The following is a 25,734-nucleotide window of genomic DNA, read 5'->3' as shown; positions in this document are numbered from 1 at the left end:
ATTACAGCGGGAGGCCCTGTTCGAGCAGGTCCAGGGCATCCAGCACCTCGGCCAGCGTGTCCTCGTTCGGCATGGCGACCCGGTCGAGGATGTGCATGAGCACCCCGGACACCGCAGCGATGAAGACCCGCAGCGATAGCGCGCTCTCGTCGGTGCCGGTGTATTCGGCGATGAGGGTCAGGCCTTCCTGAAGCATGCTGTCCGCGGCGAGTTGATGGGCCATCCGAAGGGTGGGTTCGGTGCGCAGCAGATATGCGCGACCCGGATTCGACGCCCACTCGTCGGCCATGGCGAGGTCGAACAGCCCGCGCATGATGTGTCGGATCAGATCGAAGTGGCTGAGCCCGGCGGGCGCGTTCTCGAACAGCTCGTGCCGAGCATCTTCCAGGTCGTCGCTGACGAGGACCTGTTCCTTGGATTCGAAATACCGGAACAGCGTGGTGTGCGAGACGCCGGCCGCCGCGGCGATCTGCGCCACCGTCGTCGCGTGATAGCCCTGCTCGGTCACCAGGTCGAGGGCGGCGAAGCGGATGGCCGCCCGGGTGCGCGCCTTGTTCTGTGCGCGCACCCCGGGCTGCGGGGTAGCGGTCATGTCAGCGGGACCGGTTCCTCCGCGGTGGTGGTGACACCGCGGTGGCGGACCGAGCTGCCCTCGACGTCGAAGTTGGGGACCAGTTTGTCGAGCCAGCGCGGCAGACCCCACGCCTTCTCGCCGAGCAGTGAGATCACCGCGGGCACCACGATCATGCGGATGATGAAGGCGTCGAAGAACACGGCCACCGCGAGCGCGAAGCCGATCATCTTGTTGGTGGTCTCCGGGGAGAGCATGAAGGCAGCGAAGACGCTGATCATGATGATCGCCGCCGAGGTCACCACGCGCCCGCCGTGGCGATAGCCGGCCACGATCGCGTCCTTCGGTGACATCCCGTGCAGGAATTCCTCGCGCATGCGGGTCACCAAGAACACCTGATAGTCCATGGCGAGGCCGAAGACCACGCCCACCAGGAAGATCGGCAGGAAGCTGAGTAGCGGCCGGGGGTATTCGATCAGGCCCAGCCAACCGTCGGTGAACACCGCCGTGGCGATGCCGAACGTCGCCAGAACCGAGAAGACGAAGCCGATGGTGCCGATCAGTGGCACCCAGATCGAGCGGAACACGGCGATCATGATGAGGAACGCCAGGCCGACGACGACGGCGATGTACGGGATCAGCGCACTGTTGAGCTTGGCCGACAGGTCCGACATGATCGCCGTCTGTCCACCGACGTGGATCTGGGCACCCTGCTGCTCGATCGTCGGGTCCAGCGCGCGGATGGCCTCCATGAGGTCGTGCGTCTGGGTCGACGACGGCGAACTCTGCGGGGTCACCACGATCAGGGCGGTGTCGGCGCCGGCATTGGGGTTGGCGGGGTCGGTGCCGTTACCCATCCAGGCGACGGTCTCGGGCCGGTAGACGTCCGGCAGTGCCTTGATGTCGGTCACGGCGCGGTCGGCCGCAGCGGTCACATCGGCGTCATCGTCGGTGGCGACCACCACGAACAGCTGCCCGTTGATGCCCTCGCCGAAGCCTTGCTTGACGAGCTGCTGGGCCGCGATCTCGTCGTCGGCGGTCATCTCCAAGCCCAGTTCCATGCCCTTGACCGGGATGGCGGCGGCCACCAGGATCGCCAGGCCCACCACGATGAACGGGAGCGGCTTGGCCACGACGGCGCGGCCGAACTTGACGCCGAGGGTATCGACGTCGTCGGACGGTTCGGCGTGCTTGATCCAGGGGATACGCGGCGTGAAGGCGAACCGTCCGACGGCGCCGAGGAGCGCCGGGATCAGTGTGATCGCCGAGAGCACGGCCACCAGCACCGCGAGGGCGGCGCCCAGGCCCATCTGGGTGATGAGTGGAATGCCGATCACCATCAGAGCGACCACCGCGATGATCACGGTCAGGCCGGCGAACACCACCGCCGTGCCTGCGGTACCCACGGCACGACCGGCCGCATCGGCGGGGTCGCCGCCACGCTTGGTCTCGTTGCGGAACCGGGACACGATGAACAGCGCGTAGTCGATGGAGACGGCGATGCCGAGCATCAGGACGATGCCGGTGGCCGCCTGGTTGACGGTCATGAACGACGCGCTGGCCATCAGCAGCAGCATCGTGAGGCCGACGCCGACGAGGCCGGTCACCAGCGGGATGAAGGCGGCGATCAACGCGCCGAAGGCCACGATCATCACCACGAACGCGACACCGAAGCCGATGGCCTCGGCGGTGCCGCCGGAATCCATGGCGCCCATCACGCCGCTGGTGGCTTCCACCTGCAGGCCGTTGCCGCTGTTGCGTTCGAGGACGTCGACCAGGGCGCTCTTGTCGGCGGGCTTCAGCTCCATCAGGTCGATGTCTTGGCCGACGCTGATCAGGCCGATCTTGCCGTCATCGGAGAGCACCTGCGAGGCCATCGCCGGGTCGGCCTTGGCGACCAGCACCGGGTCGACGATCTGCTTGGGATCGGTCACCGACGGCAGGGCCGCGAGGTCCTTGGTCAGCGTCTCGATCTGCGCCGTGTGCGCGGCCAGCCCGTCCTCGGCGGCGATGACGACGGTGGTGCGTGCCTTCATCTGCTGCTCGGTGAGGGCGGGGAACTGCGACTCCATCTGCTCCATCGCGATCCCGGCGTCGGTGCCGGGGAGCTCGAAGTCCTTGGCGAACTTCGGATTGAGCCCCAGGACCAGGCCGATCATGATCGCGAGAACCGCCACCCATCCGCCGATCACCCACCACTTGTGGCGGAACGAGAAGCGGCCGAGGCGAAACAACGCGGAGGACATGCCAACAAGTGTTACTGACTAACACTTTTGTTGGCAAGGAGATTTTCGGATGAGTGCCGTCACACCGCGGCGAGGAAGTCCCGAATCAGTCCGTGGTCCTTGACCCCCGGTGACGACTCGACGCCGCTGGAGACGTCGACGCCCCAGGGGCGGACCGCGGCGATGGCGGCCGCCACGTTGTCCGGGCGCAGACCGCCCGCGAGCAGCCAGTGCCCGTCGGGTGTATTGCCCGCGAGGGCGGAGAGATCCCACTGCTCACCGGAGCCGGGGCGCGGCGCATCCAGGAGCAGCGCCTCCTCGCCGTAGGCGCCCACGCGCAGGTCCGGGTGATGGGCGAGGGAGGTGGCGCGCCACAGCCGGGGGAACAGCGCCCCGGCCGCCGCGAAGTCCGCCGCGGTGTAGGTGCCGTGCAGTTGCAGGATCGACGCGCCGATCTCGTGCGCCAGGCGGGCCGCGTCGGCGGCGGGCATGTCGTTGACCACGAGCACGGTCTCCACCGCGCCGTCGGCGGCGGAGATGATGCGCCGGGCCAGGTCGGCGGGCACCGCGCGCGGACTGTTCCGGTTCATCACCACGCCGATCGCGCCGGCCCCAGCGCTCACCGCCACCTCGACGTCGTCGACCGCGGTCAATCCGCACACCTTTGCCAGCATGGTCCGATTCTAAGCTGCCGCGGTCAATAGGCTGGGGCCGTGGAGATTCCGGCGGGACTGCTCAAGCAGCGCGAGTTGGGGCCGGACTGGGCGGCGTGGCTGGACGGGCTGCCGCGGCGGTGCGACGACCTGCTGACGGAGTGGCGGCTGCGCCTCGACGGCGCCGCGAGGCACGGCTTCGCTTCGGTGGTGCTTCCGGTGCGGGAGGCCGACGGTCGTGCGTCGGTGCTCAAGGTGGGTTTCGACGGCAGTGCCGAGACCGAGCAGGAGCACGTGGCGCTGCAGTTGTGGGGCGGGGACGGCGCGGTGTCGCTGTACCGCGTCGATCCGGCGCGGCGGGCGATGCTGCTGGAGCGACTGGGTTCGGCAGACCTGAGCAGCGAGTGGGATCTGCGGGCGTGCGAGATCGTCGCGGACTTCTATCCGCGGCTGCACAAGCCGGCGCCGCGGCGGTTCCGGCCGTTGAGCGGTTTCGTGGGGGAGTGGATCGAGGCGTTGGCGGCGGATGCGCGCAAGATGCCGGTGCCTCGGCGCCTGATCGATCAGGCGCTGCACCTCGGTCGCGACTTCGTCGTCGACGAGCAGACCGACGGGCGGATCATCCACGGCGACCTGCACTACGAGAACGTCTTGGCCGCCGAGCGCGAACCGTGGCTGGTGATCGATCCGCAGCCGATGTCCGGAGATCCGCACTACGAGGTGGCCCCGTTGCTGTGGAACCGCTGGGACGAGATGGTCGGGTACCTGCGCGAGTCGATTCAGCGACGCTTCTACACCGTGGTCGAGGCGGCCGGGTTCGACGACGAGCGGGCCCGGGACTGGGTGATCGTGCGCATGGTGCTCAACGCGCACTGGGCGGTGGAGGACGCCGAGCGTATGCGCCGCGACCTCCACCCCGATGAACGCGAGTGGATCACCAAGTGCATCAGCGTCGCGAAAGCCGTTCAGCCCTAACGGTTTCCGGCGCCGATGGGAGAACTACTTCTTCTTGGCTGCGATGGCGAGCAGGCCACCGGCCATGGCGACGTTCTTGAGGAACTGGATCTGCTGCATCGCGCGCATCTGCGGCTCCTCGTGCTTCCAGTAGGCGTGGCCGGCCACGGTGGTGGGAACGAGCGAGGCCAGCAGGACACTGGCTGCGGCGCGCGGGTAGATCCCGGCGGTCAGCAGGACACTGGCTGCGGCGCGCGGGTAGATCCCGGCGGTCAGCAGGCCGCCGGCCACCACCTGCGCGGCGCCGTTGAACCGTACGACGGCCTCGTCGTCCACCGGAACCGGCACGGCGCCGCGGACCGGAGCCAGCATGGCCGCGGCCGCGTCGACGCGAGGTCCCGGAGCGGTGGCGGCACCGTAGCCGAGGATCACGTAGGGGATTCCGGTCAGTGCGCGACTGAGGGCGGTGGGCAGCTTCATCGTGCTTCTCTTCTCGTTCGGTGACAGGGTGCCCCCAGTCGGACTCGAACCGACACTTTGCGGATTTTAAGTCCGCTGCCTCTGCCAATTGGGCTATGGGGGCGCGATACACATTTTGCCAGGCGGGGTTTGCGTCGCCGCACCCGGCGGGCCCGGCGGTGCCGACCCGCGAGCTTGTCCACGGGCGGCATGGGTGGGATGGTTCCATGGAGGTACGCGCACTAGGTAACGAGCGCACAGAGGCAAAGGGAGCACGCATGAAGGTCGAGATCTGGTCGGACATCAACTGTCCGTTCTGCTACCTGGGGGTGCACCAGTTCCTTGCCGGCCTCGGCGAGTTCGACAAGGCCGATCAGGTCGAGGTGATCCACCGGTCCTTCGAGCTCGATCCGAACCAGGAACGCGGCGCGTCGGGCAACGTCGTGGACCACTTGGCCGAGAAGTACGGCTTCTCGGTGGAGGACTCGGCCAACGGCGAACTGCAGCTCGCTGAGAAGGCCAAGGAGTTCGGCCTCCCGTACATCACCTCCGGGCGTGACTTCGGCGACTCCTTCGACATGCACCGTCTGGTGCACTTCGCGGCCGAGAGCGGCCGCGCCGAGGACATGCTGCTGGCGCTGCTGCACGCGAACTTCGCCGACGAGCGCAAACTGTTCGGCAGTCACGAGCGGCTCGTCGAGATCGCCGTCGACGAAGGGTTCGACGAGGCTCAGGTGCGTGAAGTGCTCGCCGATGAGACCCGTTACGCGCAGGCGGTGCGCGACGACGAGAAGCTCGCCCGGGAACTCAACTGCCAGGGTGTGCCGTACTTCGTGCTCGACCGGCACTTCGTGATCTCCGGCGCACAGCCTGCCGAGGTCTTCACCGACGCCCTACGGCAGGGCTGGGAGCACTACTCGGGCGCCACGTCGGTGTAGTCGGCGAACCCGTACTGATCGTGCGGGCCGATCACGGAGAACTCGAAGAGACCTTCGCCGTGATGCACGGTGCCGTCGTCGGACGTGAGCCGGAATGACGCCAGGTAGTCCACCGGGCAGAAGAGCTTCATGGTGGCGTCGAGCTCAGAGATCTTGAGCCGCAACGCCTCCACCTTCTCCTCGCCCTGCCACATGCCGTGGCGCCAATCCTGCTCCAGGCCGTAGCCGGTGCCGAAGCCGATGAAGTTGGCCAGCTGCGGCAGGCATTCGACGGTGGTGGTGGCCCCGGACGGCTTGATGAATCGCAGTGTGGCCGAGGCGGGTTCGCGTCCTCCGGGGATGAACGTGATGTCGTGATCGACGCGACCGAGCCATTGGACCTCGCGCGCCGGATCGGCCCAGACCAGCCGGGCGTCGCCCATGATACGTTCACCGTCGCGCGTCTCCTGGACCACCACGACCACCGCGAAGTCGGCGAAGCGCATCACCGAGTAGATCCAGAAGAAGCTGTTGGCTGCGGTCTCGGCGGCCCGGCGACCGGGCGGTTCAGCCTCGCCGACCGGCCGCACACCCCACGACCGGTCGCGGTTCCCACGCCAGTCGGCCGGATCCACCACGTAGGTGTCGTCGTCGACGGTGAGCGTGCCGGACCAGTCTCCGGTCTGCACGAATCGCTGGGTGTCGAAGGTGACGCGTTCGAGCTGGCGCTGGAAGTGGCGTGGTTCGAGCACCGCCGGCGCATCCGCGGTGAACTGCAAATCGAAGGAGACGGCGCCGTGGCCCGGCTCCAGACTGATGTGCAGACGCTGCAGGCCGTCGAGCACCTCCACGCGAAACGGCCCGACCTGCAAGTCGTTTCGGTCCGCGCCGAGCGCACGGGAGCCGCGCACCACCACGTGGTCGTCGCCGCGGCGCACCACCGCGAAGCAGTCCACGACGCCCAGATTCGGGTAGACGCCGAGGCCGAAGATGAACCACGGATCGTCCGCGGTGGTTGCGGCGCTGGACAACCGACGATGGCAATTGAAGTAGTAGCGGTCGTAGAAGTTGCGGTCCGAGGTGCCGACGTGGCGGATCACCTCGGGGATCTGATGGATGGGGTAGTCGTCCATGGGGGAGAGCGTCATTTGATCGACTCCCAGTACGTGCCGTCGAGCATGGCTTCGAGGGTCTTGCGATGCATGATCATGTCGTCGGGGTCCTCCGGTGTGGCCGCCTGGCCGAAATGTATGGCGCGCGTCTGAATTCGGTACATCACGACGGCGTGGATCAGGGCGGCGTACACGGTGTAGAAGTCGAGGTCGCGCAGCTCGTAGCCGGTCTCGGCCAAGTAGTCCGCGCTCACCTGATCGCGGGTCAGGAAGGCGGGCAGACCTTCCATCCCGGCCAGTTCGGTCAGGTCCTGGAAGAAGCGGTGCAGGAACACCATCCACGCGACATCCAGTTCCCGCGGGCCCATCGCGGCCATCTCCCAGTCGAGGACGGCCGCCGGGGTGAACCCGTCGTAGATGATGTTGCCGATGCGGGCGTCGCCCCAGCAGAGCACTGGGTCGGACTCGGCGGGCATGTTCTCCTGCACCCACGCGAAGCCGCGGTCGATCAGCGGCGCGCTCACACCGTCGCGGCTGGCCCACAGGTAGAAGTCGCGGAGCCGGCGCAGGTGTGCCTGCAGGGCGGTCTCGCCGGGGCGTGGCTGCTCGAGTTCGGCGCCGTCGAGCGGTACGGCGTGGATCTGCGCCACCACTCCGATACCGCGGCGGGCCATCGCGGTGCGCTCGGCCGGCGTCGCCTCGGTGACCCACGAGCCGAATGTGTAGGGCATCACGTCCGGCGGGATCCGGCCGTCGACACGGCTCATCACGAAGAACGGGGCGCCGAGCGGTTCCGGGTCCGGCTCGGACCACCACAGCTTGGGCAGCGGCAGGTCGGTGGTCGCCGCGACGTGCGCGATGAGCCGGAACTGCCCGTCGAGGTCGTACGACGGGAAGACCGGGTCGCTGGCTTCCATGGGTGCCACGCGCACCACCAGGCTGTGCGGCTGCCCGCCGATCACGGCCTCTGCCAGCAGCGTCTCGCTGGACATGCCGTTGGCGGAGGGCAGCGTCACGCCGGTCACCACTGCGTCCTGGCCCGCGCGGGTCTTGATCCACGCGTTCAGGCGATCGCGGAGCCAGTCGGGGTCGCGTTGGGACTCGGTGGGCCGCGCGATCTCGCGACCTTCATCGGCGTTGGAAGCAAGGGCAGACACGATTCCCATGCAAGCACGGGGGAGGTGATGGCCGGACGGGATCGGTAGAACGCGTTCCAAGTTTGCCGGTGCCTCGCGGTCGGGATGAACGAAACTGTTCAAGAGTCGGTAAAGTCGGAACCAATGCGGCGCGCGGAACGTTGAGAAGTAAGAGCGTTCGCATCCATCCCTCAGCAAGGAGCTACAACAGTGCGCGAGAGCAGCAATCCGGTTATGCGCGGAGTGATCCGCGATAACCAGCCTGCCCCCTATGCCGGTTTCGGCCAGGCCATGCCGGGCGCCCAGCAGGCCGCGTGGAGCGCGGGGCAGCAGCAGGCGAACCCGTACCAGCAGCCGGGCCAGCAGGACTTCGTCCAGGCGCCCACCAGCAGCCGTCAGATCACCATCGACGATGTCGTGATGAAGACCGGCATGACCCTCGCCGTGCTGATCGCCGTCGCCATCGCCGCCTACGCGGCGATCGCCACCCGCGGTTCCGGCCTCGTCGGCGCCGCGCAGGAGTCCGCGCAGATGACGCTGGCCATGCCGCTGCTCCTGGTCGGTGGTATCGGCGGTTTCGTGCTGGTGCTGATCGCCAGCTTCGGCCGTAAGCAGGACAACCCGGCCATCGTGCTGGGCTACGCGGCCCTCGAAGGGCTGTTCGTCGGTTCCATCTCGTTCGTGTTCGCGAACCTGGTAGTCGCCGACAGCGTGAGCGCCGGCGCCATGATCGGCCAGGCCGTGCTCGGCACCATCGGCGTCTTCGTCGGCATGCTGATCGTCTACAAGGTCGGCGCCATCCGCGTCACCCCGCGCTTCACCCGCATGCTGATGGCCGGCATGGTGGGCGTGCTCGTACTGATGCTCGGCAACCTGGTGTTGGGCCTGTTCGGCGTCGACATGGGTATCCGCAGCGGTGGCCCGATCGCCATCATCTTCTCGCTGGTCTGCATCGCGTTGGCCGCGTTCTCGTTCCTCCTGGACTTCGACGCCGCCGACAAGCTGGTCAAGGCGGGTGCGCCGGAGAAGGCGGCCTGGGGCGTCGCGCTCGGCCTGACCGTCACCCTGGTGTGGCTGTACGTCGAGATCCTGCGTCTGCTCAGCTACCTGAACAGCGACTAGTTACTCGGGCGCACGTCGCTCGTCGGCGTCGCCGCAAGTCCCACTCTGCCGCTCGGCGCAGTCACCCGTTGACTGCTCCGGGCGGCAGAGTGCATCGAGGGTGCGGTCAGGTGGCCGCGCGGAACCCGTCGCGCAGGCGGGTCACGTCGGGGGACTGCACATCGGTGGCCTTGATGATGTTGTCCAGCACGTTCACCTGTTCCTGGGCGCAGCCGGGTTCGGAGGCGGTGAACATGGACATTCCGCGCAGTTCGCCATCCACCGCCGACGGCTGGCTGAGTGCGAGCGGTTCGAGCACGATCGGGTCACCGGATTCGGGGATGAGCTTCAGGGACACGGCCACGACGACCGCCTTGCCGTTGCCCGTGGTTTCGGGTCCGACCGTGATGACCATGCGGTCGGCGGAGGTGGGCTTGACGGTGAAATCGACGTCGCTGGTCACGGCATCCGAGGTCAACGTCATCATCCACGGGTTGTACGGGATCTTCACCGAGTAGAACGCCGACACCGCGACGCCGCCGCCCTGCCGGCTGCAGGTGACCGTCTTGGCGTCGAGGACCTTGGTTTCGATGCGGGTGATGCGGATCGGTTCATTGCTGTTGTTCTTCAGCGTGATGTCGATCGGGCTTGCGTCCTCGCGCAACGGCGTCGTGTTGGTCGCATCGGAGGTCGGGAACGTCACGGCGTCGATCTGGGCCGGATCGGCGAAGGCCAGCCCCTCCACCTGCAGCGGGTTGGCGTCGGCGCTGGTCGATCCCCCGAAGGCGTTGACACCGACGACAGCGAGGACGATGCCACCGACGGTCACCAGTGTGGCGATCGTCGCCCAGACCGGATGCTTCGCGGCGGCGACGAGGCGGGCACCGGTCGACGCGGGTCGGGGTTCGGCCGCGGCGGGCAGATCCGGCAGCCAGAACTCCCAGCCACGCGGTGGGGGACCCCACCGCGGGTCCGGCCGCCAGCCCGGGGGGCGGCCGCCAGCCTGCGTGGGGCGGGGGCGGCCAGTTCGGGGGCGGGTTGTACCGCATGCGCTCTCCTTAATGGTCTGTACCGGGTTCGCCTGCTGCATGCACGGCGCGGGCAAGCGTGATTCTCTCGTGCAATGGGCGCGGGTCCCGCCGATTCCGGTGAAGTCCCTGGTGCGGAGGAACGGCGATGCGAAACGGGCGGCGCGGAGAAGCTCCGGACCGCCCGTCGTCGTGCTCAGATCAGCTGAGGCGCTCGATGATCATCGCCATGCCCTGGCCGCCGCCGACGCACATGGTCTCCAGACCGAAGGTCTTGTCGTGCGTGGCGAGGTTGTTCATCAGGGTCGTGGTGATACGGGCACCGGTCATGCCGAACGGGTGGCCCAGCGCGATCGCGCCGCCCGAGACGTTCAGGCGATCGTGATCCATGCCGAGGACGTCGGCCGAGCCGAGCACCTGCACGGCGAAGGCTTCGTTGATCTCGTACATGTCGATGTCGCTGATCGACATGCCGGCCACGCGCAGCACCTTGCGGACCGCTTCGATCGGGCCCAGGCCCATGATCTCGGGCGACAGGCCGGTGGCCGCGGTGGCGACGATGCGTGCCAGCGGGGTCAGACCCAGTTCCTTGGCCTTGGTGTCGCTCATGATCATCAGGGCGGCGGCGCCGTCGTTCAGCGGGCAGGCGTTGCCGGCGGTGATGGTGCCATCGGGACGGAAGACAGGCTGCAGCTGGCTGATCTTCTCGTAGGTGGTGCCAGCGCGCGGGCCGTCGTCGGTGTTCACGACGGTGCCGTCGGGCAGGGTCACCGCGTCGATCTCACGGGCGAAGAAGCCGTCGGCGATGGCCTTCTCGGCGCGGTTCTGGCTCAGGACGCCCCAGCGGTCCTGGTCCTCGCGGGAGATACCGGTGTAGGTGACGACGTTCTCGGCGGTCTGGCCCATCGCGATGTACACGTCGGGCAGCAGGCCGTCCTCGCGCGGATCGTGCCAGGCACCCTTGCCGCCTTCGGCGGTCGCCACGGTGCGGGCGGCCGCTTCGTCGAAGATCGGGTTCTTGGAATTGGGGAGGCCGTCGGCGGCACCGGAGGTGGCGAAGCTGGAGACGCTCTCCACGCCGCCGGAGATGAAGACGTCACCTTCGCCGGCCTTGATGGCGTGCATCGCCATGCGGGTGGTCTGCAGCGACGACGAGCAGTAGCGGTTCACGGTGACGCCCGGGACGTGGTCCAGGCCCAGCTCGACGGCGACGACGCGCGCGATGTTGTAACCGCCCGCACCGCCCGGCTGGCCGATGCCGAGGTGGATGTCCTCGATATCGGCGACGTCGAGCTCGGGCACCTTGGCGATCGCGGTAGCGATCATCTGGCGGGCGAGCTCGTCGGGGCGAAGATCCTTGAGGGACCCCTTACCGGCGCGGCCGATCGGGGAGCGGGCGGTGGAAACAATCACGGCTTCAGGCATGTCGTCAGGGTAACTCACAGCTTCGGAAAGAACGGACCGGAGTCACAACGGTTCCGAATGAGTGCAACTATGGGAGGCATGCGCATCGCCAATCACGTCGTCGACCTGGTCGGAAACACTCCTCTGGTCAAGCTCAACTCCGTCACCAAGCCGGGCTCCGGTCTGGTCGCGGTGAAACTGGAATACCTCAACCCCGGGGGTAGCTCGAAGGACCGCATCGCCACGCGGATGGTCGACGCCGCCGAGGCTTCCGGCGAGCTGAAGCCGGGCGGAACCATCGTGGAGCCCACCTCGGGCAACACCGGCGTGGGACTGGCGCTGGTCGCGCAGCAGCGCGGATACAAGTGCGTCTTCGTGTGCCCGGACAAGGTGGCCGAGGACAAGCAGAACGTGCTGCGTGCCTACGGTGCGCAGGTGGTGGTGTGCCCGACGGCCGTGCCGCCCGAGCACCCGGACAGCTACTACAACGTCTCCGATCGTCTCGTCCGTGAGATCGACGGTGCGTGGAAGCCCAACCAGTACGAGAATCAGGAAGGTCCGCGCAGCCACTACGAGACCACCGGTCCGGAGATCTGGGCCGACACCGACGGCAAGGTGACGCACTTCGTCGCCGGCGTCGGTACCGGTGGCACCATCACCGGCACCGGGCGCTACCTCAAGGAGATCTCCGAGGGTCGGGTCAAGGTGGTCGGCGTCGACCCGGAGGGGTCGGTCTACTCCGGCGGCTCGGGTCGCCCGTACCTGGTGGAAGGTGTCGGCGAGGACTTCTGGCCGGGCGCCTACGACCCGACGGTGCCCGACGAGATCATCGCGGTCTCCGACGCCGATTCGTTCGAGATGACCCGGCGCCTGGCGCGAGAGGAGGGCTTGCTCGTCGGCGGTTCCTGCGGCATGGCCGTGGTGGCGGCGCTGCAGGTGGCCGAGCGGGAGGGCCCCGACGCGGTGGTCGTCGTGCTGCTGCCCGACGGCGGACGCGGCTACCTGTCGAAGATCTTCAACGACGACTGGATGAGTAGCTACGGCTTCCTGCGTACGCCGCTGGAGGGTGAGCGTCCGGAGTCGACGGTCGGCGAGGTGCTGCGCGGCAAGGACGGTGCGCTGCCGGACCTGGTGCACACCCATCCGCAGGAGACGCTGCGCGACGCCATCGAGATCCTGCGCGAGTTCGGTGTCTCCCAGATGCCGGTGGTCGGTGCGGAGCCGCCGATCATGGCGGGCGAGATCGCGGGCGCGGTGAACGAGCGCGACCTGCTGTCGGCGGTGTTCGAAGGCCGTGCGACGCTGGCCGATCCGGTCTCGGCGCACATGGGTCAAGCCTTCCCGCTGATCGGTGCCGGCGAGCCGGTGTCGGCGGCGATGGAGGCGCTCGGCCAGACCGACGCGCTGATGGTGGTCGACGACGGCAAACCCGTCGGCGTCATCACCCGCCACGACCTGCTGGCCTACGCCAGTACCCACCCGCTTCCGACTCGTGAGGACAAGCTGTGACCGATCAGGGCTTCTCGACCAAGGCAATTCACGCGGGCTGGGACCCGGAAGCACGCACCGGAGCGGTGAACGTGCCGATCTACGCGAGCTCGACGTTCGCCCAAGACGGCGTCGGCGGCATGCGTGACGGATTCGAGTACGCGCGCACCGGTAACCCGACCCGTCGCGTCTTGGAAGCGAACATCGCAGCCATTGAAAACGGTACGTACGGAAGAGGTTTCGCGTCGGGCATGGCCGCGACGGATGCCATCCTGCGCGCTGCGCTGCGCCCGGGCGATCACCTCGTGATCCCCAACGACGCTTATGGCGGCACCTTCCGGCTGATCGACAAGGTGTTCTCGCAGTGGGGTATCGAGTACTCGGTGGCCCCGGTGGCCGACGTCGACGCCATCGCCGCGGCGATGACTCCCAAGACCAAGTTGGTGTGGTTGGAGACCCCGACCAACCCGTTGCTGAACGTCGGTGACATCGCCGCCATCGCCGACGTCGCGCATGCGGGTGGTGCGAAGCTGGTGGTGGACAACACCTTTGCCACGCCGTATCTGCAGCGCCCGTTGGATTCGGGTGCCGATGTGGTGGTGCATTCGACCACCAAGTATCTCGGTGGCCACTCCGATGTGGTCGGCGGCGCCCTGGTGACCAACGACGAGCAGTTCGACGCCGACATCGCGTTCCTGCAGAACGGTGCGGGCGCGGTGCCCGGACCGTTCGACGCCTACCTCACCATGCGCGGCATCAAGACGCTCGCGGTGCGCATGGAGCGGCACTGCGACAACGCGGAGGCGCTGGTGCAGGTGCTGAACGCGCACCCCAAGGTCGCGTCCGTGCTGTACCCGGGTCTGGCCGATCATCCCGGCCATGACGCCGCGGCCCGTCAGATGAAGCGGTTCGGCGGCATGATCTCTGTTCGCTTGGCCGGTGGCCGGGAAGCGGCCCTCGACTTCTGCGCGCGGACCGAGATCTTCACCCTCGCCGAGTCGCTCGGTGGCATCGAGTCGCTGATCGAGCACCCGGGCGCCATGACGCACGCGTCGACGGCGGGTTCGCTGCTCGAGGTGCCGGACGATCTGGTGCGGCTCTCGGTCGGTATCGAGGACATCGAGGATCTGGTCGCGGACGTGGAGCAGGCGCTGGGCTGACGCTGGTGCGGCGGTGGCTCCAAACGGATCGTCGACGTGGCTGTGGGAAGTTCCCGCGGACCCACGGGAGATCGTCCGATTCGCGCGGTGGCGCGGAGTGCGAGAAGTCTTCGTCCACGGAGTAGACACCGCCGCGGCCCGGCAGTGTGCGGCGCTGCGCAGTGCCGGAATCGGCGCGGCGTGCTTGGCTGGGGATCCGCGGTGGGTTCTCGATGTCGCGGCCGCCGTGGCGTGGCTGCGCGCGGCAGTGAGTAGAACCGGCTGTGCCACTGTGCATGTGGACGTGGAGCCGTGGACGTTGGCCGAGTGGCCGACGCAGGCGGGGTCGCTTGCCGCCGCCTATGCCGACCTGATCGAGGCGTGCGTCGCCGCGCTGCCGGGCATGGCCGTCGAGATCGACGTGGTGCCCTGGCTGTTCGACGAGTGGCCGGCTCAAGCGCGCCGTGCGCTGCGTGCCGCGTCGTCGGTGACGGTGCTCGCGTATCGGGATCGCGCTGGCCAGATCCTGCGGTTCGCGGCCCCGGCCATCGCGGAGGCGCATGCGCTCGGCAGGCCCTTTCGGATCGGCGTCGAGACGATGCCGGTGGGGCCGGGTGTGCCGTCGCGAACGACCTTCGCCGACGACGGCCCCGCGGTGCTGCGCCGTGAGCTGGCGAGCGTCGACGACGCGCTCTCCGGCGATCCTTGGTACCGGGGAATCGCGGTCCACCACTGGGCGACGTGGCGGGCTTTGGGCTGAGGCAGCCGCCGGGTTCAGGCCGGTGTGAAGTCGGCGAAATGCTTGATCGTGTCGGTGCGGACCGTCGAGAACGCTCCGTCGGAGATCGGACCGGAGAGGAAGCTCGGCAGCCCGGCACCGGCCAATTCCATCGCGAAGCGCCAGATCAAGCGGGAACCGTGGGCGGCGGGCGTGACCTCGGTGTACTCACCGAATCGCCGCAGCCCCGGGATGTTGGCGCGGACCCCGTGGAACGCGTGGCGATAGGTCTCCGTCGCCGGGTCCTCCTCCCAGAGGAAGAAGATCTCGTCCATCTTGATGAAGCCGGGAGCCAAGACCACCGATCGCGTGGTGCCGGGGCGGTAGGGCTCGGGTGAGGTGTAGGTGACCGAGCGCAGGGCGCGGCACCAGTCGAGCGTGTTCTGCCGGGTGAACTCCGCCCACGCCGCGCCCGGGGCCACCGGAAGGTTCACGTCGATCTCGTAGCGCATCGGTGCGGCCGCGAAGAACTCTTCGTCGAAAGATTCGAGTGCATATGCCATGGTCAGAACTGTACTGGTTGATCATCGAAGAATTCTTTTGGAAAAAGTGGAACCGTACGGGGCTCCCGTGCGTCTAAATTCATACAACGCAGATTTCGGCGGACGGGGGGATGTCGGAATTGCGTTTGGGGGGAACGTGTTGGGGGCCGGACGTGGGGGGCCGGTCCCCAACACACCCACACGGATGCGGACGGGGGACACGCATGACGGATCTGGTGGCGGACGCGGCAGTCTGGCGAGACCGGGCGCGCGTCGCCGACGAGGCGGCAGCGGAGCTGGATCGTCTCATCGAAGCAGCATCGGGAGTAGTCAGAGCCAACTATTTTGGCTCAGGTTGCGTTGAAGGCGTGGCGCTGTTCAACGGCTTGCGAAATGAGCTATCAGACTGCCGCGCAGACTTGGGTGCTCTCGCACAAGAACTCGCTTCGACTGCTGCTCGCTGCCGGATCGCTGCCGAGACGTATGCTGCGGCCGACGAATCGGCTGGGAAGCTGGTCAAGTAGCGTGCGCAAAGGGGCGGCATTGGTCCTACCTGGGCTCCTGGTTATTGCATGCGGTGCTTCCGTCAACGACACGGAGGAAGTGGCCTCCGAATCTGTTGCGAGCGAGGCCAGCCAAACCGTGAGTCTGCCGTTTTCATCGCCGTTCAAGAATCGGTGGAACAGTGCAAACGATGGAACTGAGTATGAGCCCTGTGTCGCTCTCTCGACTTTCGAGCTTGAACGCATTGGTGTGCAGACCGATTCTGTGCGGGACGCGGCAGGGACCGACGGTCAGACTTTGCGCGGGTGCACATGGGACTTCGAGCGGGCGAGCGATGGAGGACGTTGGGTGGTCTCGCAGATGGTGGCGAATTCGGTTGGACTCGATACGTACAGGCAAAAGTACGCTGCTGACCACTGGCTACCGGATCGCCAGATTTCCGGAAGGCGGGTGGGGATTACAGAAGCGGGGTCCTTGGGAGAGTGCATGACGTACGTGCAGTCTGGCGGCGCTGGGATTACGACACTGGTGTTACACCACCGACTGCCACATCCCCCGGTTCACGAAGTGTGCGACCGCGCGATCGAGTTCACGAAGGCGACGATCGACAAGATGCCGCGCTGACCGGGATCTCCCGACCGGCCGGACCCTTGTCATGTATCAGGACATCGGTGACACTTTCGGATCTCTTGGTGGTGACGCTTCGATGGCCGGAGTTGCCCGATGGCCGCCAGTGAACCCATCGATCCGCGTGAACGTCATCGTCGCCTCACGCTCCTCGAAAGCGCGCCTCGCCGACTCGGTGCATCGCCGGTTCGCCTCCTTGCCGGTTCGACGACGGCAACGCAGCGGTCCACGGCGTCATATCGCCGTCGTGGAGCGCCACAGTGCCGTCGTCGTACCTCGGTGCCAGTCGGCGGCGCCGCCGGTCGATCACGGCGCGATCAGCGTGCACGAGAAAATAAGGGCGATGAGCCGCCAGTCGGGTTCGCACGCCAGTTCTTGTCGTACCCCGATGTCATCATAGTGGTGTGAAGGGTGACAGCCTTCGCGGGGAGTGTCGGACAGGCTCCGGCGCCGAGTGTTTTTTGACAACTTCATAACGGCCGGGCGGTGACGCCGGCGGGCGAGACGGACGCGCTGTGTCGAATCATGTTGTCGCGCAACGCGTTTGACGCACATCATGGTGGGCAGACAATTCGGTGTGAATTGACCAGATTGGAGGGGTGCCGTCCAGAGAACGCGGGTCCCTCGAGTGGGACACCTATGCGGACTCCTTCGCGCACCGCCTGTATCTGATCCGCAAGGAGCGTGGATTCTCGCAGGAGGAGCTTGCACACCGCTGCGGTCTGCACCGCAACGCGGTGTCCAACCTGGAGCGTGGCACCAGCAATCGGGCGCCGTACATTTCGGATCCGCAGTTGTCGACGGTCTATCGTCTGGCGCGTGCGCTCGACGTGCCGCCGCTGTGGCTGTTGCCGGATGTCGGCATGCTCCTGCCTGCGCGGTCAAGGGAGCAGGCGACGGCCATGGCACTGTCTCGGGTTGAGGCGGAGGTTGCCGCATTGGTCGCCGGCGAGCGCAACGACGACACCGCCGCGGAGCTGCAGAACTCAGACGGCGCCGACGGTCGGTAAGTCGTCGACCGACGCTCGATACAGGGGGAGGCGTTCGAAGAGACGAAAACCGGGCCACAGTCGCCTGCGGCCCGGTTCTCGGTGGTTGGTTATCGCCGAATGTCAGCTCAGGGCTGGTACGGCTCCGCGCTGACCAGGGTCACGGTGATCTCGGCGCCGCTGGGCACCCGGTAGGTGCGCGATTCGCCGACCTTCGCATCGATGATCGCCGAACCCAGCGGAGAGCTGGGGGAGTAGACCTCGACGTCGGTCGCGATGCTCTCTTCGCGGGTGGCGATGAGGAAGGTCTCGGTGTCCTTCTCGTCGGTGCCGAAGTAGACGGTGACCACGGAGCCGGGCAATGCCACGCCCGACTGGGTGGGAGCCTGTCCGATCTTCGCGCTGTTCAGCAGATCCTGCAGCTGGCGGATGCGGGCCTCCTGCTGACCCTGCTCTTCGCGGGCAGCGTGGTAGCCGCCGTTCTCCTTGAGGTCGCCCTCTTCGCGGCGCTCGTTGATCTCCGCGGCAATGGCGTCGCGGTTACCGATCAATGAATCGAGTTCCTCTTTGAGCCGCTGGGCAGACTCAGGGGTAAGCCAGGTCACACCGGTGTCAGTCATAGTGGATCTCCTTAGTGCCGTCCGCGAGTGGACTGCGTCTTCGTTACCCGCTGCATGTAATCGTGCCGTACAAGCAGCAACACGACCCCTGACGGGGCCGTGCGCCACCCAGACTACCAGTCGGTGTGGTTCACCGCACACGAGAATTCTGAGCGAGCGGCCCGCAAACAGTCGCTGATCAGGCTTCAGTCGTCGTTTGGCGGTAGGAAGGCTCGGCGCGTTTAAGGTACCGCACTACCGCATATGTGCCTGGCATGACGATGATCTCGATCAGTGTCTTCCACACGAAGCCGACGACCACGAAGGAGGTGAACTGACTCCACGTGGTGGCCCCGATGACGGGCGCCGCGATGGCGCAGAACACCAAGGTGTCGAAGAACTCGCCGACCACGGTGGAGGTGAGGAGCCGGGCCCAGAGGCGACGCTCACCGGAGCGTTCCTTCATCCGGACGAGCACCCAGGAGTTGGTGAACTCGCCGATCAGGTAGCCGGCCAGGCTTGCCGCGACCAGCTGTGGCACCGCGCCGGCGACGGCTTCCAGTGCGCTTTGGTTGTCGTAACCGTCGAGCGGTGGCAGGGCGATGGCCGCGGTGAACGACAGGGAAGCCAGCAGCAGGAGGGCGAAACCGGTCCAGATGGTGCGGCGCATCGCCTTGAAGCCGTACACCTCGCTGATGACGTCACCGATGACGTAGCTCAGCGGGAAGAGGAAGAAGGCCCCGTCGGTGACGATCGAGCCGCCGAACAGGCCCACGCCCTTGGTGGCGGCGATGTTGCTGATCAGCATGATGCCGATGAACCCGGCCATCAGCACGGGGTAGTACGGGGAGGAGATCGTTGCGAAGTTCGCTTTTAACGCCGGGCTGGAGTCGCCCGGCTGCCCAGAGTGGGCGGGTGCTTCCTCGGTCATACGGGGAGCCTCACATTTCAGGTTGCAGGTAGTCGGGCACGGAGAGGGTGCACCCGAAGACTTCGCCGATCACTGCCGGACGGGAGGTGTAGACGATGGTGCGGGCGCCCACCTGGATGTCGTTGCCGCCCGGGATCAGCACCTCGCGGCGTCCCACTTCGGCTCCGTCGCGAGCACGGCCGCGGACCACGCACGCCACCGCGTCGTCGGGATTCTGCCGGTTGACGGTGTACTGCACCGCGATGGAATCCGAGCTGAGGACCTCGTGGCCGGTGGCGGAGCCGGACACTTCGGGATCGCCGAACTTCACGAATCCGAGGTACGCGATGACCAGGCCGGCGAGCACCACGCCGACGGAGAGGATGAGGAACCACCGACGTTTGCTCCTGGCCGACTGCTCGGCCGGGTAGGTCGCGCGCGGACCGCTCTGCGGTTTCGGCTGGTCGGAGACCCCATCTGAACTACTCACGCGTCAATACCTACCATGTAAGGCAGAACCGAGCGAAGGTGAGGAAGCGTGACCGATAGCACGGGGCCCCTGCGACTGATGGCGGTGCATGCGCACCCCGACGATGAGTCCAGCAAGGCAGCCGCGACGTTGGCCAAGTACGCGGCAGAGGGACACGAGGTGCTCGTCGTGACTCTGACCGGCGGCGAGCGCGGTGACATCCTCAACCCCGCCATGGACCGGCCCGGCATTCTGGAGAATTTGCCGGAGGTGCGTCGTGGGGAGATGGCCGCCGCGGCAGAGGCGCTGGGCGTCCAACACATGTGGCTGGGATTTGTGGACTCCGGACTGCCCGAGGGCGATCCGTTGCCCCCGTTGCCGGACGGGTGCTTCGCGCTCGTGCCGCTGGAGGAAGCCACGGAGCCGCTGGTCAAGGCGGTTCGCGAGTTCAAGCCGCACGTGATCATCACGTACGACGAGAACGGCGGGTATCCGCACCCCGACCACATCAAGTGCCACGAAGTCTCGGTGGAAGCGTTCGAGAAGGCCGGCGACCCGGAAGCCTTCCCTGACGCGGGCGCGCCGTGGACTCCGCTGAAGCTCTACTACACGCACGGGTTCATTCGGGACCGCATCTACCGCTTCTCCGAGGAGTTGGAGAAGGCCGGGATGGAGAACCCCTTCCGTGAGTGGCTCGCCAAGTGGAAGCGTGAGCAAGGCGACATGATGGCCCGCGTCACCACGCAGGTCGAAGCCAGCGAGTACTTCCAGCAGCGTGACGACGCGCTGCGGGCGCACGCCACCCAGATCGATCCCAACGGGTTCTTTTTCGCGGTTCCCTTGGAATGGCAGCAACGTCTATGGCCGACGGAGGAGTTCGAGCTGGCGCAGACCCGCGTCCAGACCGCGATCCCTGAGAACGACCTCTTCGCCGGAATCGAGGAGCAGTGAACACCCTGCTGAACGTGGCCGACAGTGCCGTCGTAGTGCTGGCGGACCAGAGCACCAAGGGGCCGGAGTTCGGTAAAGCGTCACCGATCGGGCTGCTGGTCATCGTCGTGCTGCTGGTGGCGACCTTCCTGCTGATCCGGTCGATGAACAAGCAGCTGCGCAAGCTGCCGGAGAACTTCGACGGCGATCATCCCGAGGCCGACCAGCGCTTCGACGAAGGAACGGACACGATCGACGACGCTGCCGACGCCACGCACGGCGCCGCGCAGTCTGATGGCTCCGCGGCACCGGGCCCGGGCGGCAGCGCCGCGCCCAACGACTAGCGCAGGTGCCCCGGCGGCCGAAGGCCTCCGGAACTGAAGATCAGCTGGCTACCGGTAAGGAGCCTGGTCGTGACCAACCTTCTCGCGAACTCGTCGAGTCCGTACCTTCGCCAGCATGCCGAGAACCCGGTTCACTGGCGGGAATGGTCGGACGAGGCATTCGACGAAGCACGGGAACGGGACGTGCCGGTCCTCCTGTCGGTCGGCTACGCGGCCTGTCACTGGTGCCACGTGATGGCGCACGAGACGTTCGATGATCCGGCGGTCGCAGCCCAGATGAACGCTGGCTACGTCTGCGTCAAGGTGGACCGCGAAGAGCGGCCCGACATCGACGCGGTCTACATGGCCGCCATGATGGCGATGACCGGCCAGGGTGGCTGGCCGATGACCTGCTTCCTCACCCCGGACGGCGAACCGTTCTACTGCGGCACCTACTATCCGCCGGAGCCGCGGGGCGGCATGCCCGGATTCGGCCAGATCTTGGCCGCCATCACCAGCACCTGGCAGGAGCGCCGCGGCGAGGTGCACGATGTCGCCGCCGACGTCACCGCCCACCTCCGGACCAACGCCGGTGCGGTGCCGCCCGGGCCCGGAATCGACGGACGACTGCTGGCTTCGGCGGTGGCCGCCGTCCTGGCCGACGAGGACCACGCCGCAGGCGGATTCGGTGGCGCTCCCAAGTTCCCGCCGTCGGCCGCCCTCGAAGGCCTGCTGCGCGCGAACGAACTCGGTGGCGACCAGAACGCGTTGGCAGCCACGCAGCGAGCGTGCGAGGCGATGGCGCGGGGCGGGATCTACGACCAGCTCGCCGGTGGCTTCGCGCGGTACGCCGTCGACGCCGGATGGGTGGTTCCGCACTTCGAGAAGATGCTCTACGACAACGCGTTGCTGCTGCGCGCCTACGCGCACCTCGCGCGTCGCACCGGCGACCCCCTGGCGACACGAGTCGCCGCGGAGACGATCGGCTTCCTGAACGAGTCGCTGTGGACCGGGCGCGGCTACGCCTCGTCGTTGGACGCCGACACCGACGGTGTCGAGGGCCTCACATACGTGTGGACTCGCGCGCAGCTGAACGAGGTCCTGGGCGCCGACGACGGCGCCTGGGCGGCGGAAGTCTTCACCGTCACCGCGCAGGGGACCTTCGAAGACGGGGCTTCGACGCTGCAGCTGCGCCACGACCCTGCCGACACGGACCGGCTGGCCTCGGTGCGCGCGCGATTGCTCGCCGCACGTGCCGGGCGGCCGCAACCGACACGCGACGACAAGGTGGTGCTGGCCTGGAACGGGTTGACCATCACTGCGCTCGCCGAAGCGGGCGCGACGCTCGGCGAACCGGCATGGATCGAGCGCGCCGTCGAGTGCGCGGACGCCCTCTGGGAACTGCATCGCGTGGACGGGGGCCTGCGCCGCGTATCGCTGGGCGGCTCGGTGGGTGCGCCGCCGGCGGCGCTCGACGACCATGCCGCGTTCGTCACGGCGCTGCTGACGCTGCACCAGGTCACCGGCGAACTGCGGTGGCGGGACAACGCGCTGACCCTGCTCGACGAGGCGATCGACGGCTTCGCCGACCCGGACGCCCCCGGCGCCTACTTCGATGCGCCGGCCGGAACCTTGATCACCCGACCGCGGGATCCGGTGGACGGTGCGACACCGGCCGGAGCGTCACTGCTCGCCGAGGCGCTGCTGACCGCCTCGTTGTTGGCGGCCGACGATGAAGCGGCGCGCTACGCCGACCTGTGCGACCAGTCGCTCACGCGGTCCGGCCTCATCCTGGAGAAGATGCCGCGCTCGGCGGGGCATTGGCTCGCCGTCGCGCTGGCGAGACTGTCCGGTCCGCTGCAGGTGGCCGTCGCCCAGACGGCCGACAGTGACGGCGCGTTGGCCGCCGCGGTACGCCGGGCGGCGCCGGGCGGGACCGTGGTGGTGGCCGGGACGCGGGACAGCCTGCCGCTCCTGCTGGATCGCGGTCCGGTCGACGGCGCCGACGCCGCTTACCTCTGCCGGGGCAGCGTCTGCGACCTGCCGGTGACCTCGGTCGGGGAGCTGACGTTCGGCTGAGCCGACCCGCATCTGGCGGCTGTGCTAACGTCGACGACGTGATCAACACCGTGCGTGTCGCCTATTGGCGTTTTATGCCAGGCTCCGGGTGAGCCTGCTATGAAGCGCTGAATCGCGCTCACAGTACAGATCCCGGAGCCGAAGCAGTGACCTGATGGTCGCTGCTTTCGTCGTTTCCGGGCACGCACAGCTTCTCGGGAACCCGGACCGGACTACTTCAGCCGAAAACCCGAAAGGCAGTTTCATGACCATCGCTCCCACCTCCGCGGCGGATTCCACCTCGACCTCCGATCGTCGGGTCACCGCTTTCGCGCCGATCCCGTCGCCGGACAGCCTGCGCAACGAGTTGCCGCTCACCGCCCGCCGCGCCGAGATCGTGGCACGCGACCGCGAGGAGATCGCCGCCATTCTGGCCGGGCGCGACGACCGGCTCATCGTGGTGGTGGGCCCCTGCTCGGTCCACGATCCGGTGGCGGCTCTCGACTACGCGCGGCGCCTGGCCCCGCTGGCGACCCAGTACGCGGACACCCTGAAGATCGTCATGCGCGTCTACTTCGAGAAGCCGCGCACCACGGTCGGATGGAAGGGCCTGATCAACGACCCCGACATGGATGAGTCGTTCGATGTGGAGAAGGGCCTGCGGATGGCGCGCAAGCTGCTGCTCGACGTGATCGACCTGGGGCTGCCCGTCGGCTGCGAATTCCTCGAGCCCACCAGCCCGCAGTACATCGCCGACGCCGTCGCCTGGGGCGCGATCGGCGCCCGTACCACCGAGTCGCAGGTGCACCGCCAGCTCGCTTCCGGGCTGTCGATGCCGATCGGCTTCAAGAACGGGACGGACGGCAATGTGCAGGTGGCGATCGACGGCGCGAAGGCGGCGGCCAGCCGGCACGTCTTCTTCGGCGTCGACGACTTCGGTCGTGGCGCGGTGGTGCAGACCGCGGGCAACGAGGACTGCCACGTGATCCTGCGCGGCGGCACCGGCGGGCCGAACTTCGACGCCGAGTCCGTCGCGTCGGCCGTGCAGAGCCTGACGAAGGCGAACCTGTCGCCGAAGGTGATGATCGACTGTTCGCATGCCAACTCAGGTAAGGACCACGAGCGGCAGGCGCAGGTCGCCGTCGAGGTGGCGCAGATGGTGGCCGACGCCCGGCAGGCGGGCTCGGAGCGGGTGATCAGCGGCGTGATGCTGGAGAGCTTCCTGGTGCCGGGCGCCCAGTCGGTGGACGCAGCGGACCTGGTCTACGGCCAGTCGGTCACCGACAAGTGCATGGGGTGGGAGGCCAGCGCCGACGTGCTCGCCGCCTTGGCGCGCGCCGGACGCTGACCTCCCCGCCCCGTGCGGGAGGGTGCTAGCTCTCCCTAGCGCGGCGTCGCCACAGTCCGGCGGCGACGTCGACGGTGAGGAACGCCAGCAGCGGCCAACCGAGCAGCGGGATGAACCAGCCGACGGCGGCCGCTACCACCGCGATGACCGCGACCGCGGGCCACGGCAGCGAGCGGAGGGCACCGGGGGCCGGAGCCCGGCCGGGCCGGGCGCTGCCCCGCGGTCGCCGCTGCCACCACATCCGATAGCCGAGGACGATGATCGCGACGAGGGCCGCGGCGACGGCGAACAGCACCAGCTGGTTGATCAGGCCGAACAGCACGCCCATGTGCAGTGCGATCCCGAGGTTGGCCAACTGCGCCGCACGCGGCCAGTCGGCGAACCAGTTCACCGCCACCACGCGGTCGGCGGCCGGGTCGACCACCGCGGTGTTGGGGGAGAACTGCCAGGGGGCCCGGACCTCGGTGACGGTGAACGCGGTGTCCGGCTGCGCCGGAATGGAGATCTCCACCGCGTCTGTGCGGCCGATCCCCTCGGAACGGGCCAGGGCCAGCGCGGTGTCCACGTAGCCGGCGTTGTCGGCGGCCAGTTCCTTGTCGCTGCTCGCTCCGGTGGCTCCACCGCCGTGATCACCATGGCCGCCGTGGTCACCCTGCGCGGTTCCGGTGTCGCCGCCGTCGGCAGCGGTCAGCTGGGTGTCGGTCACCGGCTGCGTCCAGTGCAGCGCCGCCCGCAACTGGGTCACGTTCTCGCCCGCGAATCGCGACCAGGTGAGGCCGGTCGCGGACAGGAACACGAGGGCGACGATGATCCACACGCCGAGCACGGCGTGCCGACTGGTGTTGCGTGCGCGTCCACGCGCCGTGCGGTCCACGGTCGCCAGTCGGGCGGAGCCGTGCGCACGGCGTCGCCGTCGGTACGCGGCGATCCAGAGCCCGAGACCCGCGAGCGCGATGACCCACAACCACGAGGCGGCGAACTCGCTGTAGAGCCGACCGGGTTCGCCGAGGTGCAGATCGCGGTGCAGTCCGTCGATCCAGGTGCGGACCGGCAGGGAGCCGCTGCTGCCGTAGCTGGGCAGTTCGCCGGCGATCCGCAAAGTCTCCGGATCGACGAAGACGGCGAGCCTGGTCGACTCGGGCAGCGACGGATCATTGAACAGCACCCGGGTGGTGCGGCCCGGTTCGGTGGCAGGTCGTACCGCGGACACCGTCAGGTCCGGGCGGTAGGCGACCGCCGCCGCCGTCTGCTCGGCCAGGGACTGTGCCGGTCCGGTGGAGTCGGTGGTCAGTTGGGCGCGATAGATCACCTGTTCCGCGGTCGGGGCCAGCGCGTAGAGGCCGCCGCTGATCGCGGCGATGAGCAGGAACGGGGCGACGACCACCCCGGCGTAGAAGTGGAGCCGCCGAAGCAGTCGTTTGGTGCCGCCGGAAGGGCGGGGAGGCGCGCCCGCAACGGGCGCGGTGGAGGTGGGTGTAGACACGGCGAGATCGCCTTTCGTCGAAGCAGGAGCCGACGGCCCGCGCAGCG

26 protein-coding genes and 1 tRNA gene are annotated in these 25,734 nt (G+C 67.7%); 13 read left to right on the top strand and 14 right to left on the bottom strand.

Annotation, left to right across the window (positions count from 1 at the left end):
- Position 1 precedes the first annotated feature (1 nt).
- The 3 genes from ACFFJD_RS09070 to ACFFJD_RS09060 are packed head-to-tail and all read right to left on the bottom strand — an operon-like array spanning position 2 to position 3,470.
- Positions 2-592, bottom strand: coding sequence for a TetR/AcrR family transcriptional regulator (locus ACFFJD_RS09070; RefSeq protein WP_382363302.1), 591 nt, complete (start codon positions 590-592; stop codon positions 2-4).
- Complete coding sequence (locus tag ACFFJD_RS09065; RefSeq protein ID WP_382363300.1) at positions 589-2,817, bottom strand: MMPL family transporter; 2,229 nt, start codon at positions 2,815-2,817, stop codon at positions 589-591. Before ACFFJD_RS09065 ends, ACFFJD_RS09070 begins: the two co-directional genes overlap by 4 nt.
- A 59-nt stretch (positions 2,818-2,876) precedes the next feature.
- On the bottom strand, positions 2,877-3,470 hold the full coding sequence (locus ACFFJD_RS09060) for a phosphoribosylanthranilate isomerase (RefSeq protein ID WP_382363298.1): 594 nt from the start codon (positions 3,468-3,470) through the stop codon (positions 2,877-2,879).
- A 39-nt stretch (positions 3,471-3,509) separates the two neighbouring features.
- Here ACFFJD_RS09060 and ACFFJD_RS09055 point away from each other — a divergent pair, with 39 nt between their 5' ends.
- Positions 3,510-4,424, top strand: a complete 915-nt coding sequence (locus ACFFJD_RS09055) for an aminoglycoside phosphotransferase family protein (protein WP_382363296.1) — start codon at positions 3,510-3,512, stop codon at positions 4,422-4,424.
- Between the two features lie 24 nt (positions 4,425-4,448).
- Here ACFFJD_RS09055 and ACFFJD_RS09050 read toward each other — a convergent pair whose 3' ends face one another.
- Both ACFFJD_RS09050 and ACFFJD_RS09045 read right to left on the bottom strand, forming a co-directional pair.
- Positions 4,449-4,883, bottom strand: coding sequence for a DoxX family protein (locus ACFFJD_RS09050; protein WP_382363294.1), 435 nt, complete (start codon positions 4,881-4,883; stop codon positions 4,449-4,451).
- A 29-nt stretch (positions 4,884-4,912) separates the two neighbouring features.
- Positions 4,913-4,986: transfer RNA gene (locus tag ACFFJD_RS09045), tRNA-Leu, on the bottom strand.
- 154 nt (positions 4,987-5,140) lie between these two features.
- Between ACFFJD_RS09045 and ACFFJD_RS09040 the strand changes: the two genes are divergently transcribed.
- The gene (locus tag ACFFJD_RS09040) at positions 5,141-5,800 is read left to right on the top strand and encodes a DsbA family oxidoreductase (RefSeq protein ID WP_382363292.1); all 660 of its coding nucleotides are present in this window, start codon (positions 5,141-5,143) and stop codon (positions 5,798-5,800) included.
- Here ACFFJD_RS09040 and ACFFJD_RS09035 read toward each other — a convergent pair.
- On the bottom strand, positions 5,776-6,927 hold the full coding sequence (locus ACFFJD_RS09035; protein ID WP_382363290.1) for an Rv3169 family protein: 1,152 nt from the start codon (positions 6,925-6,927) through the stop codon (positions 5,776-5,778). The genes ACFFJD_RS09040 and ACFFJD_RS09035 overlap by 25 nt on opposite strands.
- Positions 6,924-8,057, bottom strand: coding sequence for a phosphotransferase family protein (locus ACFFJD_RS09030; RefSeq protein ID WP_382363288.1), 1,134 nt, complete (start codon positions 8,055-8,057; stop codon positions 6,924-6,926). Before ACFFJD_RS09030 ends, ACFFJD_RS09035 begins: the two co-directional genes overlap by 4 nt.
- A 180-nt stretch (positions 8,058-8,237) precedes the next feature.
- On the opposite strand from ACFFJD_RS09030, the gene ACFFJD_RS09025 reads away from it, so the two are divergent.
- The gene (locus ACFFJD_RS09025; RefSeq protein WP_382363286.1) at positions 8,238-9,149 is read left to right on the top strand and encodes a Bax inhibitor-1/YccA family protein; all 912 of its coding nucleotides are present in this window, start codon (positions 8,238-8,240) and stop codon (positions 9,147-9,149) included.
- 106 nt (positions 9,150-9,255) lie between these two features.
- Here ACFFJD_RS09025 and ACFFJD_RS09020 read toward each other — a convergent pair whose 3' ends face one another.
- Complete coding sequence (locus ACFFJD_RS09020) at positions 9,256-9,957, bottom strand: hypothetical protein (RefSeq protein WP_382363284.1); 702 nt, start codon at positions 9,955-9,957, stop codon at positions 9,256-9,258.
- A gap of 400 nt (positions 9,958-10,357) precedes the next feature.
- Complete coding sequence (locus ACFFJD_RS09015) at positions 10,358-11,581, bottom strand: acetyl-CoA C-acetyltransferase (RefSeq protein WP_382363282.1); 1,224 nt, start codon at positions 11,579-11,581, stop codon at positions 10,358-10,360.
- Between the two features lie 78 nt (positions 11,582-11,659).
- Here ACFFJD_RS09015 and ACFFJD_RS09010 point away from each other — a divergent pair, with 78 nt between their 5' ends.
- From ACFFJD_RS09010 to ACFFJD_RS09000, 3 genes are all read left to right on the top strand, one after another.
- Complete coding sequence (locus ACFFJD_RS09010; RefSeq protein ID WP_382363280.1) at positions 11,660-13,069, top strand: cystathionine beta-synthase; 1,410 nt, start codon at positions 11,660-11,662, stop codon at positions 13,067-13,069.
- Positions 13,066-14,208: a cystathionine gamma-synthase gene (locus ACFFJD_RS09005; protein ID WP_382363278.1), complete on the top strand. Its 1,143-nt coding sequence runs from the start codon at positions 13,066-13,068 to the stop codon at positions 14,206-14,208. The genes ACFFJD_RS09010 and ACFFJD_RS09005 overlap by 4 nt, the downstream gene beginning before the upstream one ends.
- Positions 14,209-14,479: 271 nt before the next feature.
- Positions 14,480-14,947 (top strand): hypothetical protein, encoded by a 468-nt coding sequence (locus ACFFJD_RS09000; RefSeq protein ID WP_382363276.1) that lies wholly within the window; start codon positions 14,480-14,482, stop codon positions 14,945-14,947.
- Between the two features lie 14 nt (positions 14,948-14,961).
- On the opposite strand, the gene ACFFJD_RS08995 is transcribed toward ACFFJD_RS09000, so the two are convergent.
- A complete protein-coding gene (locus ACFFJD_RS08995; RefSeq protein ID WP_382363273.1) occupies positions 14,962-15,468 on the bottom strand; it encodes an SRPBCC family protein in 507 nt (168 codons plus the stop codon).
- 203 nt (positions 15,469-15,671) lie between these two features.
- Here ACFFJD_RS08995 and ACFFJD_RS08990 point away from each other — a divergent pair, with 203 nt between their 5' ends.
- The 3 genes from ACFFJD_RS08990 to ACFFJD_RS08980 all read left to right on the top strand — a co-directional run bounded on the left by ACFFJD_RS08990 (position 15,672) and on the right by ACFFJD_RS08980 (position 17,588).
- Positions 15,672-15,971, top strand: coding sequence for a type VII secretion target (locus tag ACFFJD_RS08990; RefSeq protein ID WP_382363271.1), 300 nt, complete (start codon positions 15,672-15,674; stop codon positions 15,969-15,971).
- Positions 15,931-16,575 (top strand): DUF3558 domain-containing protein, encoded by a 645-nt coding sequence (locus tag ACFFJD_RS08985; RefSeq protein ID WP_382363269.1) that lies wholly within the window; start codon positions 15,931-15,933, stop codon positions 16,573-16,575. The genes ACFFJD_RS08990 and ACFFJD_RS08985 overlap by 41 nt, the downstream gene beginning before the upstream one ends.
- Before the next feature lie 602 nt (positions 16,576-17,177).
- Entirely contained in the window at positions 17,178-17,588 is a 411-nt protein-coding gene (locus ACFFJD_RS08980) for a helix-turn-helix domain-containing protein (protein ID WP_382363267.1), read from the top strand.
- 107 nt (positions 17,589-17,695) lie between these two features.
- Here ACFFJD_RS08980 and greA read toward each other — a convergent pair whose 3' ends face one another.
- The 3 genes from greA to ACFFJD_RS08965 form a co-directional block, all read right to left on the bottom strand.
- The gene (gene greA / locus ACFFJD_RS08975; RefSeq protein WP_382363265.1) at positions 17,696-18,187 is read right to left on the bottom strand and encodes a transcription elongation factor GreA; all 492 of its coding nucleotides are present in this window, start codon (positions 18,185-18,187) and stop codon (positions 17,696-17,698) included.
- A gap of 178 nt (positions 18,188-18,365) precedes the next feature.
- Entirely contained in the window at positions 18,366-19,097 is a 732-nt protein-coding gene (locus tag ACFFJD_RS08970; protein ID WP_382363263.1) for a queuosine precursor transporter, read from the bottom strand.
- 10 nt (positions 19,098-19,107) lie between these two features.
- Positions 19,108-19,566 carry a DUF4307 domain-containing protein gene (locus ACFFJD_RS08965; RefSeq protein ID WP_382363261.1) on the bottom strand — a complete coding sequence of 153 codons (459 nt, stop codon included), beginning with the start codon at positions 19,564-19,566 and terminating at the stop codon, positions 19,108-19,110.
- Positions 19,567-19,644: 78 nt separating this feature from the next.
- Between ACFFJD_RS08965 and mca the strand changes: the two genes are divergently transcribed.
- The 4 genes from mca (at position 19,645) to ACFFJD_RS08945 (ending at position 24,204) form a co-directional block, all read left to right on the top strand.
- The gene (gene mca, locus ACFFJD_RS08960) at positions 19,645-20,496 is read left to right on the top strand and encodes a mycothiol conjugate amidase Mca (protein WP_382363376.1); all 852 of its coding nucleotides are present in this window, start codon (positions 19,645-19,647) and stop codon (positions 20,494-20,496) included.
- Positions 20,493-20,819, top strand: coding sequence for a hypothetical protein (locus ACFFJD_RS08955; RefSeq protein WP_382363259.1), 327 nt, complete (start codon positions 20,493-20,495; stop codon positions 20,817-20,819). Before mca ends, ACFFJD_RS08955 begins: the two co-directional genes overlap by 4 nt.
- A gap of 69 nt (positions 20,820-20,888) precedes the next feature.
- On the top strand, positions 20,889-22,877 hold the full coding sequence (locus ACFFJD_RS08950) for a thioredoxin domain-containing protein (protein WP_382363257.1): 1,989 nt from the start codon (positions 20,889-20,891) through the stop codon (positions 22,875-22,877).
- A 244-nt stretch (positions 22,878-23,121) separates the two neighbouring features.
- Complete coding sequence (locus ACFFJD_RS08945) at positions 23,122-24,204, top strand: 3-deoxy-7-phosphoheptulonate synthase (protein WP_382363255.1); 1,083 nt, start codon at positions 23,122-23,124, stop codon at positions 24,202-24,204.
- 25 nt (positions 24,205-24,229) lie between these two features.
- On the opposite strand, the gene ACFFJD_RS08940 is transcribed toward ACFFJD_RS08945, so the two are convergent.
- Positions 24,230-25,687 (bottom strand): PepSY-associated TM helix domain-containing protein, encoded by a 1,458-nt coding sequence (locus ACFFJD_RS08940; RefSeq protein WP_382363253.1) that lies wholly within the window; start codon positions 25,685-25,687, stop codon positions 24,230-24,232.
- Between the last annotated feature and the right edge of the window lie 47 nt (positions 25,688-25,734).

Source organism: Gordonia phosphorivorans (assembly GCF_042432625.1).
In the GTDB taxonomy this organism is placed as follows: Bacteria; Actinomycetota; Actinomycetes; order Mycobacteriales; family Mycobacteriaceae; genus Gordonia; species Gordonia phosphorivorans.
Note: the sequence above shows the minus strand (reverse complement) of the source record. Positions and strands in the feature narration are given on the sequence as shown.

Bases quoted from the DNA above. Each gene is read 5' to 3' on its own strand.
- ACFFJD_RS09040 (WP_382363292.1), top strand. From the start codon at position 5,141: ATGAAGGTCGAGATCTGGTCGGACATCAACTGTCCGTTCTGCTACCTG.
- ACFFJD_RS09030 (WP_382363288.1), bottom strand. From the start codon at position 8,057: ATGGGAATCGTGTCTGCCCTTGCTTCCAACGCCGATGAAGGTCGCGAG.
- ACFFJD_RS09070 (WP_382363302.1), bottom strand. From the start codon at position 592: ATGACCGCTACCCCGCAGCCCGGGGTGCGCGCACAGAACAAGGCGCGC.
- ACFFJD_RS08995 (WP_382363273.1), bottom strand. From the start codon at position 15,468: ATGGCATATGCACTCGAATCTTTCGACGAAGAGTTCTTCGCGGCCGCA.
- ACFFJD_RS09010 (WP_382363280.1), top strand. From the start codon at position 11,660: ATGCGCATCGCCAATCACGTCGTCGACCTGGTCGGAAACACTCCTCTG.
- ACFFJD_RS09035 (WP_382363290.1), bottom strand. From the start codon at position 6,927: ATGACGCTCTCCCCCATGGACGACTACCCCATCCATCAGATCCCCGAG.
- mca (WP_382363376.1), top strand. From the start codon at position 19,645: ATGGCGGTGCATGCGCACCCCGACGATGAGTCCAGCAAGGCAGCCGCG.
- ACFFJD_RS09015 (WP_382363282.1), bottom strand. From the start codon at position 11,581: ATGCCTGAAGCCGTGATTGTTTCCACCGCCCGCTCCCCGATCGGCCGC.
- ACFFJD_RS09050 (WP_382363294.1), bottom strand. From the start codon at position 4,883: ATGAAGCTGCCCACCGCCCTCAGTCGCGCACTGACCGGAATCCCCTAC.
- ACFFJD_RS08970 (WP_382363263.1), bottom strand. From the start codon at position 19,097: ATGACCGAGGAAGCACCCGCCCACTCTGGGCAGCCGGGCGACTCCAGC.
- ACFFJD_RS09060 (WP_382363298.1), bottom strand. From the start codon at position 3,470: ATGCTGGCAAAGGTGTGCGGATTGACCGCGGTCGACGACGTCGAGGTG.
- ACFFJD_RS08985 (WP_382363269.1), top strand. From the start codon at position 15,931: ATGCTGCGGCCGACGAATCGGCTGGGAAGCTGGTCAAGTAGCGTGCGC.
- ACFFJD_RS08990 (WP_382363271.1), top strand. From the start codon at position 15,672: ATGACGGATCTGGTGGCGGACGCGGCAGTCTGGCGAGACCGGGCGCGC.
- greA (WP_382363265.1), bottom strand. From the start codon at position 18,187: ATGACTGACACCGGTGTGACCTGGCTTACCCCTGAGTCTGCCCAGCGG.
- ACFFJD_RS08945 (WP_382363255.1), top strand. From the start codon at position 23,122: ATGACCATCGCTCCCACCTCCGCGGCGGATTCCACCTCGACCTCCGAT.
- ACFFJD_RS09065 (WP_382363300.1), bottom strand. From the start codon at position 2,817: ATGTCCTCCGCGTTGTTTCGCCTCGGCCGCTTCTCGTTCCGCCACAAG.